Origin of the sequence: Sphingorhabdus sp., assembly GCF_029865925.1 — a bacterium.
Taxonomy (GTDB): Bacteria; Pseudomonadota; Alphaproteobacteria; order Sphingomonadales; family Sphingomonadaceae; genus Sphingorhabdus_B.
On record NZ_JARXAI010000015.1, the window covers coordinates 1 to 14,811 of the forward strand.

16 protein-coding genes and 1 pseudogene are annotated in these 14,811 nt (G+C 54.1%); 14 read left to right on the plus strand and 3 right to left on the minus strand.

The genetic code is table 11. The features are described from left to right. From QE270_RS01145 to QE270_RS01200, 13 genes and pseudogenes are all read left to right on the plus strand, one after another. A partial coding sequence (locus tag QE270_RS01145) for a TonB-dependent receptor (RefSeq protein ID WP_300034004.1) occupies positions 1 to 231 on the plus strand: 231 nt, incomplete at its 5' end. Positions 232 to 242: 11 nt separating this feature from the next. Further along, positions 243 to 977: an SDR family NAD(P)-dependent oxidoreductase gene (locus tag QE270_RS01150; RefSeq protein ID WP_300034007.1), complete on the plus strand. Its 735-nt coding sequence runs from the start codon at positions 243 to 245 to the stop codon at positions 975 to 977. Beyond that, positions 965 to 1,996: a phosphotransferase family protein gene (locus QE270_RS01155; RefSeq protein ID WP_300034009.1), complete on the plus strand. Its 1,032-nt coding sequence runs from the start codon at positions 965 to 967 to the stop codon at positions 1,994 to 1,996. Before QE270_RS01150 ends, QE270_RS01155 begins: the two co-directional genes overlap by 13 nt. A gap of 11 nt (positions 1,997 to 2,007) precedes the next feature. After that, positions 2,008 to 3,627, plus strand: a complete 1,620-nt coding sequence (locus tag QE270_RS01160) for a long-chain-fatty-acid--CoA ligase (RefSeq protein WP_300034011.1) — start codon at positions 2,008 to 2,010, stop codon at positions 3,625 to 3,627. Then, a complete protein-coding gene (locus QE270_RS01165) occupies positions 3,624 to 4,328 on the plus strand; it encodes a TetR/AcrR family transcriptional regulator (RefSeq protein WP_300034013.1) in 705 nt (234 codons plus the stop codon). The genes QE270_RS01160 and QE270_RS01165 overlap by 4 nt, the downstream gene beginning before the upstream one ends. 265 nt (positions 4,329 to 4,593) lie before the next feature. Then, positions 4,594 to 5,742 (plus strand): CaiB/BaiF CoA-transferase family protein, encoded by a 1,149-nt coding sequence (locus QE270_RS01170; RefSeq protein WP_300034015.1) that lies wholly within the window; start codon positions 4,594 to 4,596, stop codon positions 5,740 to 5,742. Positions 5,743 to 5,757: 15 nt separating this feature from the next. Next, a complete protein-coding gene (locus QE270_RS01175; RefSeq protein WP_300034017.1) occupies positions 5,758 to 7,473 on the plus strand; it encodes an NAD(P)/FAD-dependent oxidoreductase in 1,716 nt (571 codons plus the stop codon). A 93-nt stretch (positions 7,474 to 7,566) separates the two neighbouring features. Continuing rightward, positions 7,567 to 8,397: an SDR family oxidoreductase gene (locus QE270_RS01180; protein ID WP_300034019.1), complete on the plus strand. Its 831-nt coding sequence runs from the start codon at positions 7,567 to 7,569 to the stop codon at positions 8,395 to 8,397. Positions 8,398 to 8,772: 375 nt separating this feature from the next. Then, positions 8,773 to 9,288: a MaoC family dehydratase N-terminal domain-containing protein gene (locus QE270_RS01185; RefSeq protein ID WP_300034021.1), complete on the plus strand. Its 516-nt coding sequence runs from the start codon at positions 8,773 to 8,775 to the stop codon at positions 9,286 to 9,288. Beyond that, positions 9,288 to 9,710, plus strand: a complete 423-nt coding sequence (locus QE270_RS01190; protein ID WP_300034023.1) for a hypothetical protein — start codon at positions 9,288 to 9,290, stop codon at positions 9,708 to 9,710. Before QE270_RS01185 ends, QE270_RS01190 begins: the two co-directional genes overlap by 1 nt. Before the next feature lie 11 nt (positions 9,711 to 9,721). Next, positions 9,722 to 10,891, plus strand: coding sequence for a thiolase (locus QE270_RS01195; RefSeq protein ID WP_300034025.1), 1,170 nt, complete (start codon positions 9,722 to 9,724; stop codon positions 10,889 to 10,891). Positions 10,892 to 10,902: 11 nt separating this feature from the next. Continuing rightward, positions 10,903 to 11,034 (plus strand): annotated as a pseudogene (locus QE270_RS10725) (zinc ribbon domain-containing protein); the annotation flags it as partial. Positions 11,035 to 11,040: 6 nt separating this feature from the next. Continuing rightward, positions 11,041 to 11,319 (plus strand): OB-fold domain-containing protein, encoded by a 279-nt coding sequence (locus QE270_RS01200; RefSeq protein WP_300034027.1) that lies wholly within the window; start codon positions 11,041 to 11,043, stop codon positions 11,317 to 11,319. Positions 11,320 to 11,375: 56 nt separating this feature from the next. On the opposite strand, the gene QE270_RS01205 is transcribed toward QE270_RS01200, so the two are convergent. Beyond that, complete coding sequence (locus QE270_RS01205; RefSeq protein ID WP_300034029.1) at positions 11,376 to 12,005, minus strand: NAD(P)H-dependent oxidoreductase; 630 nt, start codon at positions 12,003 to 12,005, stop codon at positions 11,376 to 11,378. Beyond that, positions 12,002 to 12,334, minus strand: a complete 333-nt coding sequence (locus QE270_RS01210; RefSeq protein WP_300034031.1) for a Rieske 2Fe-2S domain-containing protein — start codon at positions 12,332 to 12,334, stop codon at positions 12,002 to 12,004. Before QE270_RS01210 ends, QE270_RS01205 begins: the two co-directional genes overlap by 4 nt. Before the next feature lie 160 nt (positions 12,335 to 12,494). On the opposite strand from QE270_RS01210, the gene QE270_RS01215 reads away from it, so the two are divergent. Beyond that, entirely contained in the window at positions 12,495 to 13,709 is a 1,215-nt protein-coding gene (locus QE270_RS01215) for an aromatic ring-hydroxylating dioxygenase subunit alpha (RefSeq protein WP_300034033.1), read from the plus strand. A 27-nt stretch (positions 13,710 to 13,736) separates the two neighbouring features. Here QE270_RS01215 and QE270_RS01220 read toward each other — a convergent pair. Next, positions 13,737 to 14,811, minus strand: a 1,075-nt coding sequence (locus tag QE270_RS01220) for a PQQ-binding-like beta-propeller repeat protein (RefSeq protein WP_300034035.1), incomplete at its 5' end; no start/stop codon positions are given.

Consider the following 14,811-nt stretch of genomic DNA (forward strand, 5'->3'; position numbering starts at 1 on the left):
GGCGGTCATGAAATCACCTTCCTCAACAATCCAAACCTGCGCAACGGTGGCCAGTTCCTAGTGGACGCATCTATCAACGCACGATTTAACAAAACCACGGTTAGCTTGTTCGGCAAGAATTTGGCCAATGAAAAGGGCTGGACGATTGGCTATGACGTTCAGGGTATCTGGAGCTATGGGGCACCTCGTCCAAGTCGGACATGGGGCGTCGCTGTGAGCCAATCGTTCTGAGAAGGACTGCAGTGACAAGGCAGTCAAAGCTTGAGACACGGAGATGGGTAGTAACTGGTGCATCGCGAGGCCTTGGCCTCGCGATAGCCAGGCTCGCCGCGCGCAATGGGGATAGGGTTGCCCTTTTTGCTCGCGGGGAGAACGTTCTGAATGAAGCCCGTATAATTGGTGATAATGCTATAGGCGTTATCGCCGATGTAACCGATCCGTCGGCCTTAGCGGGCGCCTGTGAGCAAGTTGCCGAGCGTTGGGGTGGCATTGATGTCCTTGTCAACAATGCGGGCCTGCATCGTGGCGGGCTAATTGGTTCTCTTTCTCAGGGTGATTGGCACGACGTTATTGATACCAACCTCTCCGGCCCTCTTAATTGCGTGCGGGCAGCCTTGCCATATTTGCGTGAGGGAGGGTCAATCGTTAACATTGGTGCCGTGGTCGGTCTTAGGGGCTTTGCCGGCGATGCTGCATATGGCGCGTCAAAAGCGGGGCTGGCGGGACTGACGCAGGTGTTAGCCGTTGAACTTGCGCGTCGGGGCGTCCGAGTTAATCTCGTAATCCCTGGCATGGTTTCAACGGAAATGACGGCGGGCATATCGCCTCGTGCCAAAGCGAAGCTCGTAGAGAGTATTCCACTTGGTCGCGAAGGCACTGCCGACGAACTGGCCAATGTCGTCTGGTGGGTGGCAGGATCGCCTTATATGACTGGCTCAACAATCTCCAACGATGGCGGGCTACTGTGCCGACTGTAAGCGATCCGGCCGAGCGGTTTTGCCGCTGGCTGGAGGGGAGTTCCGGATTTACCGAAGTACGCATCGTCCGCAGGTTGACGGGGGGCAACGCCAATGTGACCAGCCTTGTCGAAACCGCGAGCGGTCCATTGGTGCTTCGTCACCCGCCTACCAATACGGTATCTGACCTTGCCGGCGCCGGCATCTCGCGCGAATTTCGTTTCATCTCGGTCATCGCGGGCAATGCGCCGGTTGCCGAACCCCTATTATATTGCGACGATGCGGAAATATTGGGTGCCCCATTTTCTCTCACGCGCTTCGTACCGGGAATGGCGATTACCGACGCTTTGCCGCCGGCTTATTCGAACAGCATCGCAACTATCGATGCTGTCGGCATCGCACTGATAGATGCCCTCGCCAAAGTACACGCAATTACGCCAGTTCCTGAAGGGCTGGGCGATGTAAAGAAGGCGCGGAATTTTGTCGCCCGCCAGATCGAACGATGGCGTGCGGTGCGCTTAGCCAGCAAAGTCCGCGATTTACCGCTGGTCGAAGTGCTCGGAACTTGGCTCGCCGACAACGTTCCAGAGCCCGAGACGGTCCGGATTGTCCACTGCGACTATCACCTCGACAATGTGTTGATGGATCCGATTGAACCAAAAGTCAGGGCAATACTCGATTGGGAAATGGCAACATTGGCCGATCCACTTGTCGACGTCGGGCTCGTCACGGCAATGTGGAACCGCGATGAAAGTCTTCCACTCGGCTTCGCATTTGTGCAGCGCGTCTCCAATGTTAAGGGAGTTATCGGCGGTGGTGAATTGGCGCAGCGCTGGGCAAGCTCAACGGGGCTCTCGATCGCACATCTTTCGTACTTTCAAGCTTTTGCACTATGGCGTCTCGCCGTGATCGTCGAGGGCGCCTATGTTTTGTTTCGCAATGGTCAAGTAGACGGACCTTATGAACGCGGCCTTGAGCACGATGTGCCGGCATTACTTGATGCAGCCCAACGCATTGCACAGATAAAGGGTATCGCCTGATGGACGCCACCATGATGCACGAGCCGCTTGGCACCGCTGCAATTTTTGCCCACGGCGAGCGCATTCATGCTTCAAGCCGCATAGGCCTATTCGACGGCGAGCACATGACGTGGCGAAGTTATGCCGAAACAGCCAATCGCGCGCGCCGACTTGCCACAGCGTTGCGGTTGGCGGGCGTAGACAAGAATACGCGTGTTGCAACGTTAAGCTGGAATGATTTCGCTCATTTCGAAGCATATCTTGCCGTGCCCGCAATGGGCGCTGTACTCCATACGCTCAACCTGCGGCTGCATCCTGATCAGATCCGCTACATAATGGCCGATGCCGGCGACGCTTTCCTAATTGCCGACGGCGATTTGCTTGCCGGCCTCCTACCCCAGATCAATTCGCTCGGCGCGCTTAAACACATCCTCGTTACCGGCAGTGCAACAGGGCTCGCTGGACTTGAAAAGCCATGGACGCTCTACGAAGACTTTATCGCCGACTGTAAACCGATTGTCGAATTTCCCGATATTGAAGAGACCGCAGCCGCCGCTACCTGTTATACATCCGGAACAACAGGCAATCCGAAAGGGGTCGTGTATTCGCATCGTACAATATACCTACATAGCCTGGCATCGATGGCCAAAAACGCCTTTGCCTTAGGTAACAGTGATAAAATTTTACTGCTGCCGCCTATGTTCCATGCCAATGCTTGGGGATTGCCTTATTCGGGCTGGCTCGCGGGTGCAGATTTCGTCCTGCCGGGTCCAAATCTGCAGCCTGAAGCGATCCGCCGAATGATCCGCGGAACAGCGCCTACATTTACCGCCACCGTGCCAACCATCTTAAACGATCTGCTCCGCATAGATGCCAAGGACCCGGTCGATATGGGAAGCTTTCGTGTCATCGTGGTGGGTGGCTCGGCAGTTTCCGAAGGTCTCATCGCTGAGGTTGAGCGAAGCTGGAACGTGCCGCTTATCCAAGGTTGGGGAATGACCGAAACTAGCCCACTTTGCGTTCTGTCTCACCCCGCTGCCGACGCATCCGACGAAGAGGCGCGTCGCTTGCGAGCCAAAAGCGGACGTCCTGTCCCAGGTGTTCGTGTGCGCTTGGTCGACGACGATGGCAGGCGCCTCAGCGAAGATGGCAAAACCATCGGGCGCTTGCAACTGCGCGGTGCATGGATTGCGCGGGGCTATCACGGCGTTGCTTCAAGCGGCGTGTTAACCGACGACGGATGGCTGGACACTGGCGATGCTGGGACGATTGATGAACGCGGATATGTGCAGGTAACAGACCGGTTAAAAGATTTGATAAAATCAGGCGGCGAGTGGATACCTTCGGCGGAACTCGAAAATCACATTTCGAGCCTTCCCGGTATTGACCTAGCCGCAGTAATCGCAGTCGCCGACCGGCGTTGGGAAGAGCGGCCATTGGCAATTGTTACGACACTAGATGGCGAAAGGCCGGATTTTGTGGGCCTACGACGCGCCTTACAGGATCGAGTTGCACGCTTCTGGATCCCTGAATATTGGGCACAGATTGATAGCCTACCACTGACCAGTGTTGGCAAGATTGACAAGCAGGCACTGCGCGAGGCATTTGCGCCCGGCAAGTCTAAGTTTGAGAAGATTGAGGACACTCGATGAGCGCGCTACCCCTGATGAAGGGCAAGGCTTCCCTTCGCGAGGTAACGGAGGTCCTTCAAACTGCTTTGCCCAAGACGCGCGGCAGGCCACGCGTCAGTCGACGCACGCAAGCGGAACGAACGGCCCTATCTGATGCCCGGATGTTCGATGCAGCCATGCAATTGATAGTCGAGCAAGGTACACATGCAACGACGCTGAAGGCCGTCGGGGAACGCGCCGGCTATTCGCGAGGGCTGGCGTCTAGCCGTTTCGGATCGAAGGATGCGCTGTTCGGTCAACTTGTTCTGCACTTCAATACCAGTTGGACCCAGGAGCTGGCTAACAAGGTTGGAACACGCGGCGGCGTTCAGGCATGCCTAGCAGCATTGTGCGCGGTCGAAGATTTTTTTTCGAGCCACTCCAAATACATGCAGGCTATGTATATCCTGTGGTTTGAGTCGATCAGCGCGCACAACGATGTCCGCGATCATCTTGCAGCATATCATGAAATCTATCGCGGCGACGTCGCCCACTGGGTCAAAGAAGGGATCGCGAGCGGCGAAATCGACACTGCGGTAGACGCAGAATGCTACGCATTCGGTTTCTGCAGTTTTATTTTTGGGACTATCTACCAGTGGCTTGTCGCCCCTAGCAATGTCGACCTGCCCAAGCAGTTTGAAGCGTTTCGCCGATTGACCTTGAAGACATTTACAATAGATTAGATTTCTTCGAAATTTTTTCTTAAAAATATAAATATTTCAATAGTTTAATGCTATCTTTTTAAGCTTGATTTTTCATTTGCTAGACGCTAGCAAATAACCGGTAAAATGTCGTGGGCGGCACTCGATAATCTGGGAGAATTGGCTTGGCAAAAGCCCTAGATTCGCTAATGTTAACGCTCTTGGCGCACCGTTCGGTGGCGGTAACGGGGTTTGCTTACGGTGCTTGGACAACGCCTAATATCTGCGCTGCAGGAACGGACATAAAATGAGTGGTGCACAGAGTATTGACTGCAACTTGAAGCAGCCGGTTCTTGATGGGGTGCGGGTGATAGAATTGGCCGGAATCGGTCCTGCTCCGTTTTGCGGCATGATGCTTGCAGACCATGGAGCCGAGGTAATACGCATAGATCGACCTGGGGCCAATGTAGAGGAGCAGCAATGCGATGTTCTGCTGCGGTCAAGGCGTTCGATCACATTAGATTTGAAACGTCCTGGATCGATTGAAATCGTAGCTCGGCTCGCCGAAACAGCTGACGGTCTTATTGAGGGTTTTAGACCCGGGGTAGCGGAGCGTTTAGGATTGGGGCCGGAGGTTCTAATGCAACGCAACCCCGCCTTAGTGTATGGGCGGATGACCGGTTGGGGACAGCAAGGGCCACTTTCCAATGCCGCGGGACATGATCTCAATTACATATCAATTAACGGGTGCCTCGCGGCGCTGGGTCAGGATGGCAAGCCGCCAACGCCGCCGCTGAACCTAATCGGGGACTATGGCGGTGGTGGTATGATGCTCGCCTTCGGGTTTGTATCGGCTCTATTGGCTGCACGACAGAGCGGCCACGGGCGTGTGATTGATTGCAGCATGGCCGAAGGGTCTGCGGCATTAATGGCTGGCATGTGGTCCCTAAAGCACAACGCCATGTGGGAAAAAGAGCCAGGTCAGAACCTCCTCGACGGGGGCGCACCATTTTATTCTAGCTACGCCTGCGCAGATGGAAAGCTGATCGCCATCGGGGCCATTGAAGCGCAGTTTTATGCACGCTTTATTGAAGCGCTGGAACTGGGCGACGACCCGCTATTCTCTGCGCAGCTTGACCAAGAAAATTGGCCTGCCATGAAGGTTCGGTTGAGAGAGATTTTTTCTTCGGCTCCTCGCGAGGCCTGGACGGCTTTACTGCAACATCGCGACTGTTGTTACACCGAAGTTGTAACGATGGCTGAGGCGCCAGAGCATAATCACAACCGCGCAAGAGGTAGCTACGTTAAGTCAGGGGGCTGGATGCAACCGCATCCAGCGCCTAGGTTTGGCGAAACAAAGGTCGTTCTGCCTAAGATGTGGCAGCGCGATGCCGATAGGGAGGATATTCTTGCTGAGGTAGGAATGACCGAACCTGAGTGGATAACTACAAGTTAAATACATTGAGAGGCAATGACCGACACCAACAGGGGTACCGGTGAATTATTGGAGAGTGCGATGACGATAGATAATGCCGACGCAAGCGTAGCGACCAAAAATCGGGAAGACCTGCCAACCTTGGACTATGACGCCATTGTCATAGGAGCCGGCTTCGCCGGACTAGCCCTTATCCATTATCTGCGAAAATTGGATCTGAACGTGCGCGTGTTCGACCGGGCCTCGGATGTTGGCGGCACCTGGGCTTGGAACCATTATCCGGGAGCAGCCACCGACAGTGAAAGCTATTATTACTGCCTGACCTTCTCTCCAGAACTACTGCAAGAATGGTCGTGGACACATCGTTATCCTGGTCGGAAAGAGACACAGAGCTATATGCGGTTCGTCGCCGACAAATGCGACATGTGGCCTTATATTCAGCTTAATACGGAGATCGTCGACGCCCAGTATATGGAGGAGCGCGGTTACTGGCAGGTGACAACTGGCGACGGCAGTATCTTTACATGCAAATATTTCATCAGCGGAATGGGGATGATCTCGGAGCCGATGATACCAAAAATTGCCGGTATGGATAAATTCAAGGGGCCGATCTTTCATTCGTCCCGCTGGCCTACCGAAGGTTTAGATTACGCGGGCAAGAAGGTGGGGATTATTGGCGCGGGTGCAACAACGGTACAAATGCTGCCGGTTGTCGCCGAAACCGCTGGCAGCGTCACGGTCTTCCAGCGCACGCCAAATTATATTTTACCCGCAATGCAAAAGTTGATGACGCCCGAGTGGGAAAAGGAAATAAAAAGCAATTACGACGGCATTATATCGAAGTGCCGGAACCACGTTTTCGGAATGGCCTTCGACAGCCCTGTGGGGCGTAATGCAATCGACACGCCGGCCGACGAACGGGAGCGTATTTTTGAAGAGAATTGGACGGGTAGCTTTCGATGGGTTTTTGAAACCTTCGACGATCTTCTCGCCACCCCTGAAGCCAACCGGATGGCAGGCGACTTCATTGGCAAAAAGATGAAAGCGCGCATAAAAGATCCAGCGCTAGCCAAATTGCTTGTGCCGAATTTCGATGATTATCCTCTGTTCGCAAAGCGCCCGCCGCTCGATCATGGGTATCTAGAAGCATTCAGCAGAGACAATGTGCGTCTGGTCGACATCAAAAATCAGGAACCTCTGGTAGAGATTACGGAGACCGGTGTACGCACTACCGAAAATGAGTTTGAATTTGACATCATCGTGCTGGCGACGGGCTTTAAGGCTTACACAGGCGCGCTGGAGGCATTTCCGATCCGTGGTGTAAGCGGGCAAACGCTCAGTCACAAGTGGCAGGTCCAATCGAGCAGTATAATGGGGGTATGTGTCACCGGTTTCCCGAACATGTTCGTGGTTACCGGGCCTCAGGCACCATTTGCTAACCTGCCGACGTCAATTGAGCAAAACGCTATGTGGATTTCGCGCTGTATTGATAAGATGGAACGCGAGGGGTTAGACGTGTTTGAGCCGCAAGCAGCAGCTGAAGCTGAATGGACTACCGCTACCAGTAATATTCACGAGCAAACGCTTATGGCAGACGGAGACAAGGTCAACTCTTGGATGATGGGTGCCAATCGGGACGATAAAGGTGCGCGTGTTCTGATTTACTTCGGCGGTGCCAATGCATATTATGATGCCTTGGACCAATCAGCTGACGAGGGTTTTCCGCAACTGACATTTAAGAAATTGTCATAGGCGGCTTCGCATCGGGCATTCAACAAGACACATTAACAAAACTACATTCATACGTCTTAAAGAGGCTGGGGATGGCAAAAAGGATATTGGTAAATGCGGCTGGAAAATAAAGTAGCGGTCATCACCGGCGGAGCAATGGGTATCGGTGCTGCAACGGCGAGCCGATTTATTGCAGAAGGCTGCAAAGTCGTCATCGGCGATATACAACGCGGCCCGGGCGAAGCTTTTGCAGCACAGTTTGGCGACCAAGCTGCTTTTGCTGTGTGTGATGTGACGAAAGAGGACGATGTCGCGGCGCTTGTGGATCTTGCCGTCAGCCGGTTCGGTAAGCTGGATATTATGTTCAATAATGCCGGCATTATTGGCGCAGTGGGACCGATTGATACAACCCCGGCCGATGAATGGGCGGCTTCGCTTGCGGTGCTGATCAATGGAGTGTTTTTTGGCATGAAGCACGCAGCACGCGTCATGAAGCCAGCGGAACGCGGCAGCATAATCAGCATGGCAAGCACGGCTGGCTTAATGGGCGGACTTGGGCCGCATGCTTATGCAGCAGGAAAGCACGCTGTCGTTGGAATGACCAAAAACGTCGCTGCTGAGTTGTGCCATTTTGGAATTCGCGTGAATTCAATTGCCGCAGCAAGCATGGCGACGCCCATGGTTGCAAATGTCCTGACCGGCGATCCTGGTAATATCGAAGAAGCCAAGCGAATATTGGCTGAAGTTTCCCCACTGCACGGGCGACCAGGTCTAGCCGAAGACGTGGCAAACGCTGCTCTGTGGCTGGCAAGCGATGAATCAGGCTATACAACTGGTCACACGCTGACCACAGATGCCGGGGCCACTATTGGCGCGACGTCTGCAAAGCCGAACTTCAGCGAGTATCAGCCGATGATCGGCGAAGTAGTCGTAAAGGCCAGCTAACGGCCGCCGCTAGAGTGGCCGGCCAAATGCCGCCCCATGCGCCACCTGGTGCTATGCCCATGGATGTTGCCTAAGCACGCGGCATATCCTCGGCTAGTCATTCGGAGGTACTGGGGACAATGAAAACCAAAGCCATGATTGCGGCTGTTAGATGACCTAGAAGCAGGGATGCGCGCTGGCTTGCCAGCACTACCCAGACCAGATTACTCAGAAAGCTGCTTCAAAGTATCTGATGTCACCCAAAGGCGAACATAAGAGAGCGCGCGAAGGCAAACTTGGCCTGTACCAGGCTAATATCTAGTGTGGATTTAATCATGAATCTCAGATAAGCGGACCAAGAAATTCAGACAGAAAATTTTTGAAAAGTAATGAAGCATGAGTACAGCACAACAGCAGTTAACCTTGTCTGAACCAGACAGAAAAAATGCCGTAAGCACGGATGGGCTGTTGAGTGGTGATCTGCTTGCTTGCATTGGCCGGACGTCCGCACCTCGGACCGAAATTGCCTCTCGGCGCGAAATACGTAAATATTCAATTGCGACGGGCTGGAAGAAAAAAGAATATCTGGATGGCGATGAAGCCCCACCCTTGTTTCATCTCGCTCTGTTTTGGGACATGGTGGAACTTGACAAGCTGACCCCCGACGGCGTTTCAATCGATGAATTGCTACCCAAATTTCCGCTTGAAAAAGCAATGGCCGGCGGCCTCAGTATCGATTATTTCAGACCTATCATGGCAGAGGACGTGCTGGTTGCCACCCGCACCCTCACCAACATCTATGAAAAATCGGGCTCGCAGGGGCCGATCATTTTTTATGAAGTTTTAATGCGCGTAGAAACGGCCGCTGGCGAACTTGTCCTCACTGAAAAAACAACACGGCTCTTGCGGTAATGAACACAGCGGAAATAACAAACCTCAAGCCAGGCGACGCCTTACCCGGTCGCGCTTACGCTCCAGATAACGTCCAAAATTTCATGTACAGCGCTGCTCTTTGGAATGCCCATCGCATCCATTTCGATATGCCTTACGCCACTGAAGTCGAGGGCTATCCGGGTATTGTGATGTCGGGGCCGATGCTTGGCGACTGGCTAACCCAATGTGTCATAGAATGGCTGGATGGCGCGGGTCAGATGACACAGCTTGAATATTCGAACCGCAAAGCCGCATATATAGGCGAGACAGTCACCTCAGGCGGGCGTGTGCTTTCGGTGGATCATGACAAGGGTTCCGCAACACTGGAAGTCTTCATCAAGAATGAAGCCGGCGACGTTATCGTTCCGGGCACTGCCGTCGTTGCCTTCGACAAGGCCTGATCGGAACAACTATGGATAACTTGCGGGGAAAAGTCGCAATTGTTGGGGCTGCGGATACTCAGGTGGGAAAGCTTCCCCAATTCAGCCCCACCGGCTTGTGTATCGATGCGGCGCGGCGCGCTATGGCAGATGCCAATATCACAAAGGGCCAGATCGATGGGCTGATCACCTGCAATTCGATGGCCGAACCGTATATGTATCACGCCGAAGCAATGGCCGAGTATATGCAAATATTCCCCCGCTATTGCATGAGCGTTGGTGCTGGCGGCAGCACGACCTTTTCGATCCTGCATCATGCGGCTGCTGCGATCGTCAGCGGCATGTGCACCACCGTCCTGATCACGATGGCCGACAGTTTGCGTAGCGGCCTGACAAGAGACCAGGCTATGAAAATGCAGTCGTCGGCCGGCCATTCTCAATTTGAAATTCCCTTCGGCCCCACAGTCCCAGCTTTTTACGCCCTCATTGCCCGTGCCCATATGCACAAATATGGCACAACCGCCGAACAGTTCGCCGCAATCGCCGTTGCCTGCCGCAAACATGCCTGCCTCAACCCGACCGCCGAAATGCGCACCCCTATCACAATCGACGACGTCATGAATTCGCGTATGATTGCCGATCCCTTGCACCTGCTTGACTGCTCTCTGGTGTCGGACGGTGGATCAGCGATCATCATGACCTCGGCTGATAGAGCTGCTGATTTCCCTCACGACCCCGTGTATATTCTAGGTGTGGGCGAAGGGCATGGCCATGAACATATCAGCCAAGCACAAAGCCTGACCACATCCTTCGCTGTGGAATCGGGACGGCGGGCTTATGCCATGGCGGGTCTTAGGCCGAGCGACATGGACTTCGCACAACTGTACGATTGTTTCACGCCCACGGTGCTGGTGGAGCTTGAAGATCTAGGCTTTTGTCAAAAGGGTGAAGGCGGAGCGTTCGTAGAAAATGGTAATATCGAGCTTGGTGGCATGCTACCAGTCAACACCCATGGCGGACTTCTATCCCATTGTCATCCAGGCAACCCTGGGTCAATGTTTGCGCTCACCGAAACCGTGACCCAGCTTCGCGGCACGGCGGGCGCGCGTCAGGTCAAGGATGCCAAAGTCGCAATTGTGCATGGCCAGGGCGGCATCATGTCCAGCCATACCACAGTGATCCTTGCGAGGGAGCGCCACTAATGACGGGCCAGATGGACAAATTTCTCCCCCGCCCAACCCCAGAAACCGGGCCTTTCTGGCAAGGCTGTCGCGATCATAAGCTATTGCTGCAATATTGCACGGCCTGCGGCACGCATCAATTCTACCCACGCGTCATCTGCGCAAACTGCATGTCCGAACATCTCGAATGGCGTGAAGCCAGTGGGCGCGGCACTGTGGAAACCTATACTATCGTCACGCGCGCCGTGTCAGACGCTTATGCCGCCGATGTCCCCTATGTCATTGCCCTAATCACGCTTGAGGAGGGCCCGCGAATGATGAGCAATGTCGTCGGCTGCGACGTCGAAAGCGTCAAATGCGGTGTCGCCGTCGAAGTAATTTTCGAGCAGTGGTCGGCTGAAATCACTATGCCCAAATTCCGGCCTGTCGCAGGTAAGCCAGCAAGTTAGGCCTGGATCCGGGGCCTGAATACCGGCCTAATAAACCAACCTAGTTCGCCGCGCGGTCACATCGTGTCAGCAAGTCGGTCCGCGTCGGTAAATGCCTGTGCCATGGCGGCCGCAACAACATCGTCAGGCCCGAAGGTACCAGCCACGCGCACAGCGCCGATGTTTGTCACGCCGATGAACCCGAGCCAAGCCTTCAAATAGGCGAGTTGAAAATCCAGCCCGTCAATTTCTGGCAGGCTGCCAAAGGGCATTGCGCTGGCAGCAACGATTATCGCACGCCTCCCCTGGGCCAACCCCTCGACATTGCCATCGCTATCATTGCGGAATGTAAGGCCCGGCTGGGTCAATATATCAATATACTGCTTCAGCCGATACGGGATGCCGAAATTCCACATCGGCGTGGCTATCAAATAGCTATCAAATGAAAGGAATTGATCAGTCCATTTCTTCAGACCCCGCCATGCGTCTGCCTGCTCGGGATCAAACGCGTTGCCGGCGAGCAAATGATAGCGACCAGCAACTGCATCTTGATCAAACGCGGGTAAATCTATGTCGAACACGTCAAGACGCTCGACTGATAACGCCGGATATCGCTCTTTAAGGCGCGCCAGAAAACGATCGGCAACCATGGCCGATCGCGACCGTTCCTTGCGTGGGCTGGCACCGATATAAAGCAACCTGTTCATTCAACGCCCATTCCGATGTAGATGACATCGTCAATTATTTCGACGTCCCATACAATTATCGGCAATTTGGTTAATCTCCCCATGGCGGAACCATCCCGCATGTCGAAGCGCACACCGTGCGCCGGACAGAAGATATGAAACCCCCTCAATTTCCCGCCTTCGAGGGCCTGCAAGGCATGGCTACACCTGTTTTCGATAGCGAACACGCCTGCAGGGGTTCGTGCGACAAGCACAGACTTTCCATGCAGGACGAACTTACGGGTCCCATTTTCGGGAATATCCGAAAGCGGTGCAACAGGAACCTTCACGGTTTCAGTATCCTTGATCAACGGTGTGTCCTATCAGTCGAAAACTCATGAAAATCCCTTCGGCAAATCCGTACACTTTGCCCTCTGAAGATGCCTGAAATACCTTGAAAAAGCAATCATGATTGTCGTTTCAGGTTAGCGCTCTATACGGGAATCCAGCACTTTATAAAGGTCATGGGCTATGGATGCGAAGACGACGCGGCGGATCAAAGAAAACATCGCATTCGAAGCCGCGCGGACTAAGCCCCCGGCGGGATTTCCGCGGCTGCCCGACATAGCAGCGGCCCGCTACATCGATCCGCAATTTCTTGAACTGGAAAAGCAGGGTCTTTGGAAACGCAGCTGGCTTTATGCCGGCCACACTAGCCAAGTCGCCGAACCGGGCAGCTGGTTCCTAACGCGCAATACCGGGACGCCCATTCTAATCGTACGTGATCTGCAAGGTGAATTGCGCGCCTTCTACAACACCTGCCGCCATCGCGGCGGCCCACTTGTCGCAGAAGAGGCCGGTCAGGGCCGGGGGTTTGTGTGCGGCTATCACGGCTGGAGCTATGCGCTCGACGGTGAGTTGAAATCGGTACGCGACAAGCGCGATTTCGTCGATCTCGACTTTGCCTGTCGGTCGCTGCTGCACGTCCGCTGTGAAACGCTTGGAGGCTGGATTTTTATCAACGAGGACCCTGATGCGCTAGGGTTACTCGAAAGCTTGGGACCTTTGGAAAGCGAACTTCGGCAATTCGATCTCGACAATCTCATGCTCGTCCATTCGCGCAGCTATGACGTACCATGCAACGTCAAAGTTCTGCTCGATGTATTTTTGGAAGTGTATCATCTAAAATCGATCCATCAGGACACGGCCGATCGGTTCCTCGATCACCGCGGTATGACCGCTACTCTTTGGCCGCATGGCCATTCACGGATGGTCACGCCCAATCGTCGGCCCGATTGGATCGATCCCGGCACACGGGGAATGCCGGAAATCCAAAGCGTCACCGAGATACCCCGCATAAACAATGTCAGTTACAACATTTTTCCCAACATCGTGATGCCCCCAACGGCAACGGGTATACCCATGCTTGTTTTCTGGCCGCAATCGGCGAACACGATGCGGATTGAGTGCCATTGGTTTGGCCCTAAGCTTCCAGCAGAAGATCTCAGCCCGCTTTGGGACACGCGGATCAAAAATTTTGAAACGATCCTGCTCGAAGATCTGAGGTTCGCGGGAAAAATTCAAGAATCAGTCGAAGGTCCTGGGTTCATAGGCATCCCCCTCAACTATCAGGAACGCCGCATCTATCATTGGCACGAGGAAGCAGATCGCCAGATAGGGCCCGAGCGCGTGCCGGCTCACATGCGCGTCGAACCCATGCTTGGCGACTGGATTGAAAAGCTTTGACCTAAATATGGCCAGGCGCAGCTGCGATTATTTTCCGCCAGGTGTGAAGATCATCAGCAAATTACCGGGCATATGGTTATAAAGACCATAGCCCGAGTTAACGACGACATGGCCATTGGCCACTGCCGCACCTGGGCCACTCATGCCTCCGCCTCTCGCTGTCGAACCTGAAATCGTCTTTACGGGCAATGTTGTGTCCACAGTCCATATCGGTTTGCCAGTACGGCTGTCATAGGCCCTAAAGCGACCATCAAGATGCCCCGCGAAAACAAATCCTGTTAGAGCCGTAACTGCCGAGGAAATGCCAGGATCACAGTTTGCTTTCTTGCCGCAAACGTTATCTGCTAATGACTTCCAGAACACACGGCCAGTTGCGCCATCGATTGCGTGAAGACCAGATCCGCGCAACTTTGCATTATAAACGCGGCCGTCATTCGTATCTGCCATGTCGTTGATTGGAACATAAACAAGACGCCCTTGCGCTGCCATCCCAAAATGGACACCGCCCTGCGTTCCCCCATGCCCAAGTGTCGTTTTCCAGACAGGCTTCCCAGTGTCCGGGTCAAGGCCAAACACATCTGCCGATTTCTGTCCGGCGACGATCATGGTTTTTCCGCCACCAATGGGCACAAGAAGAACTGAAGCCGCCACATCGAGATCAGGGCCGCTTTCCTTAGGGCAATTGTCATTGCCTATCATGCAACCAACATTCCAGGCATCGCCCTTGGTTAGCTGCGACTTCCAAATCCGCTTGCCCGTTTTTGCATTTACCGCAAACACAGCGTCGCTATTCCCATCAGCCGGGGAAGAGTAATTCTCTCCAGAGCCGAAATAGACCCGGTTTGTTGTCGCATCAAAAGTGGGGCTGTTCCAAATTGGAGCGCCCGACGGTCCGATGATATCCGTTCCAACTTTGGTCTTGCCATAGCGAACGCCCGGAGCGGTAACACTGTAATGCCGCCAATTTACGGAACCCGACTTGGCATTAAGTGCCACGACCGAACCCCTGAAAGTGCAGCATGCATAATTTGGATCGGCGGCAGCGGTTACCTCAAGTGACGAGACAGGAACGAAGAGTTGCCCCCCTCCAATAGTCGGCGTT

What these genes read in the sequence shown, in the direction of transcription:
- QE270_RS01190 (WP_300034023.1), top strand. Translation starts at nt 9,288, where the DNA reads ATGAACACAGCGGAAATAACAAACCTCAAGCCAGGCGACGCCTTACCC.
- QE270_RS01195 (WP_300034025.1), top strand. Translation starts at nt 9,722, where the DNA reads ATGGATAACTTGCGGGGAAAAGTCGCAATTGTTGGGGCTGCGGATACT.
- QE270_RS01165 (WP_300034013.1), top strand. Translation starts at nt 3,624, where the DNA reads ATGAGCGCGCTACCCCTGATGAAGGGCAAGGCTTCCCTTCGCGAGGTA.
- QE270_RS01185 (WP_300034021.1), top strand. Translation starts at nt 8,773, where the DNA reads ATGAGTACAGCACAACAGCAGTTAACCTTGTCTGAACCAGACAGAAAA.
- QE270_RS01175 (WP_300034017.1), top strand. Translation starts at nt 5,758, where the DNA reads ATGACCGACACCAACAGGGGTACCGGTGAATTATTGGAGAGTGCGATG.
- QE270_RS01160 (WP_300034011.1), top strand. Translation starts at nt 2,008, where the DNA reads ATGATGCACGAGCCGCTTGGCACCGCTGCAATTTTTGCCCACGGCGAG.
- QE270_RS01170 (WP_300034015.1), top strand. Translation starts at nt 4,594, where the DNA reads ATGAGTGGTGCACAGAGTATTGACTGCAACTTGAAGCAGCCGGTTCTT.
- QE270_RS01180 (WP_300034019.1), top strand. Translation starts at nt 7,567, where the DNA reads ATGCGGCTGGAAAATAAAGTAGCGGTCATCACCGGCGGAGCAATGGGT.
- QE270_RS01200 (WP_300034027.1), top strand. Translation starts at nt 11,041, where the DNA reads ATGTCCGAACATCTCGAATGGCGTGAAGCCAGTGGGCGCGGCACTGTG.
- QE270_RS01215 (WP_300034033.1), top strand. Translation starts at nt 12,495, where the DNA reads ATGGATGCGAAGACGACGCGGCGGATCAAAGAAAACATCGCATTCGAA.
- QE270_RS01205 (WP_300034029.1), bottom strand. Translation starts at nt 12,005, where the DNA reads ATGAACAGGTTGCTTTATATCGGTGCCAGCCCACGCAAGGAACGGTCG.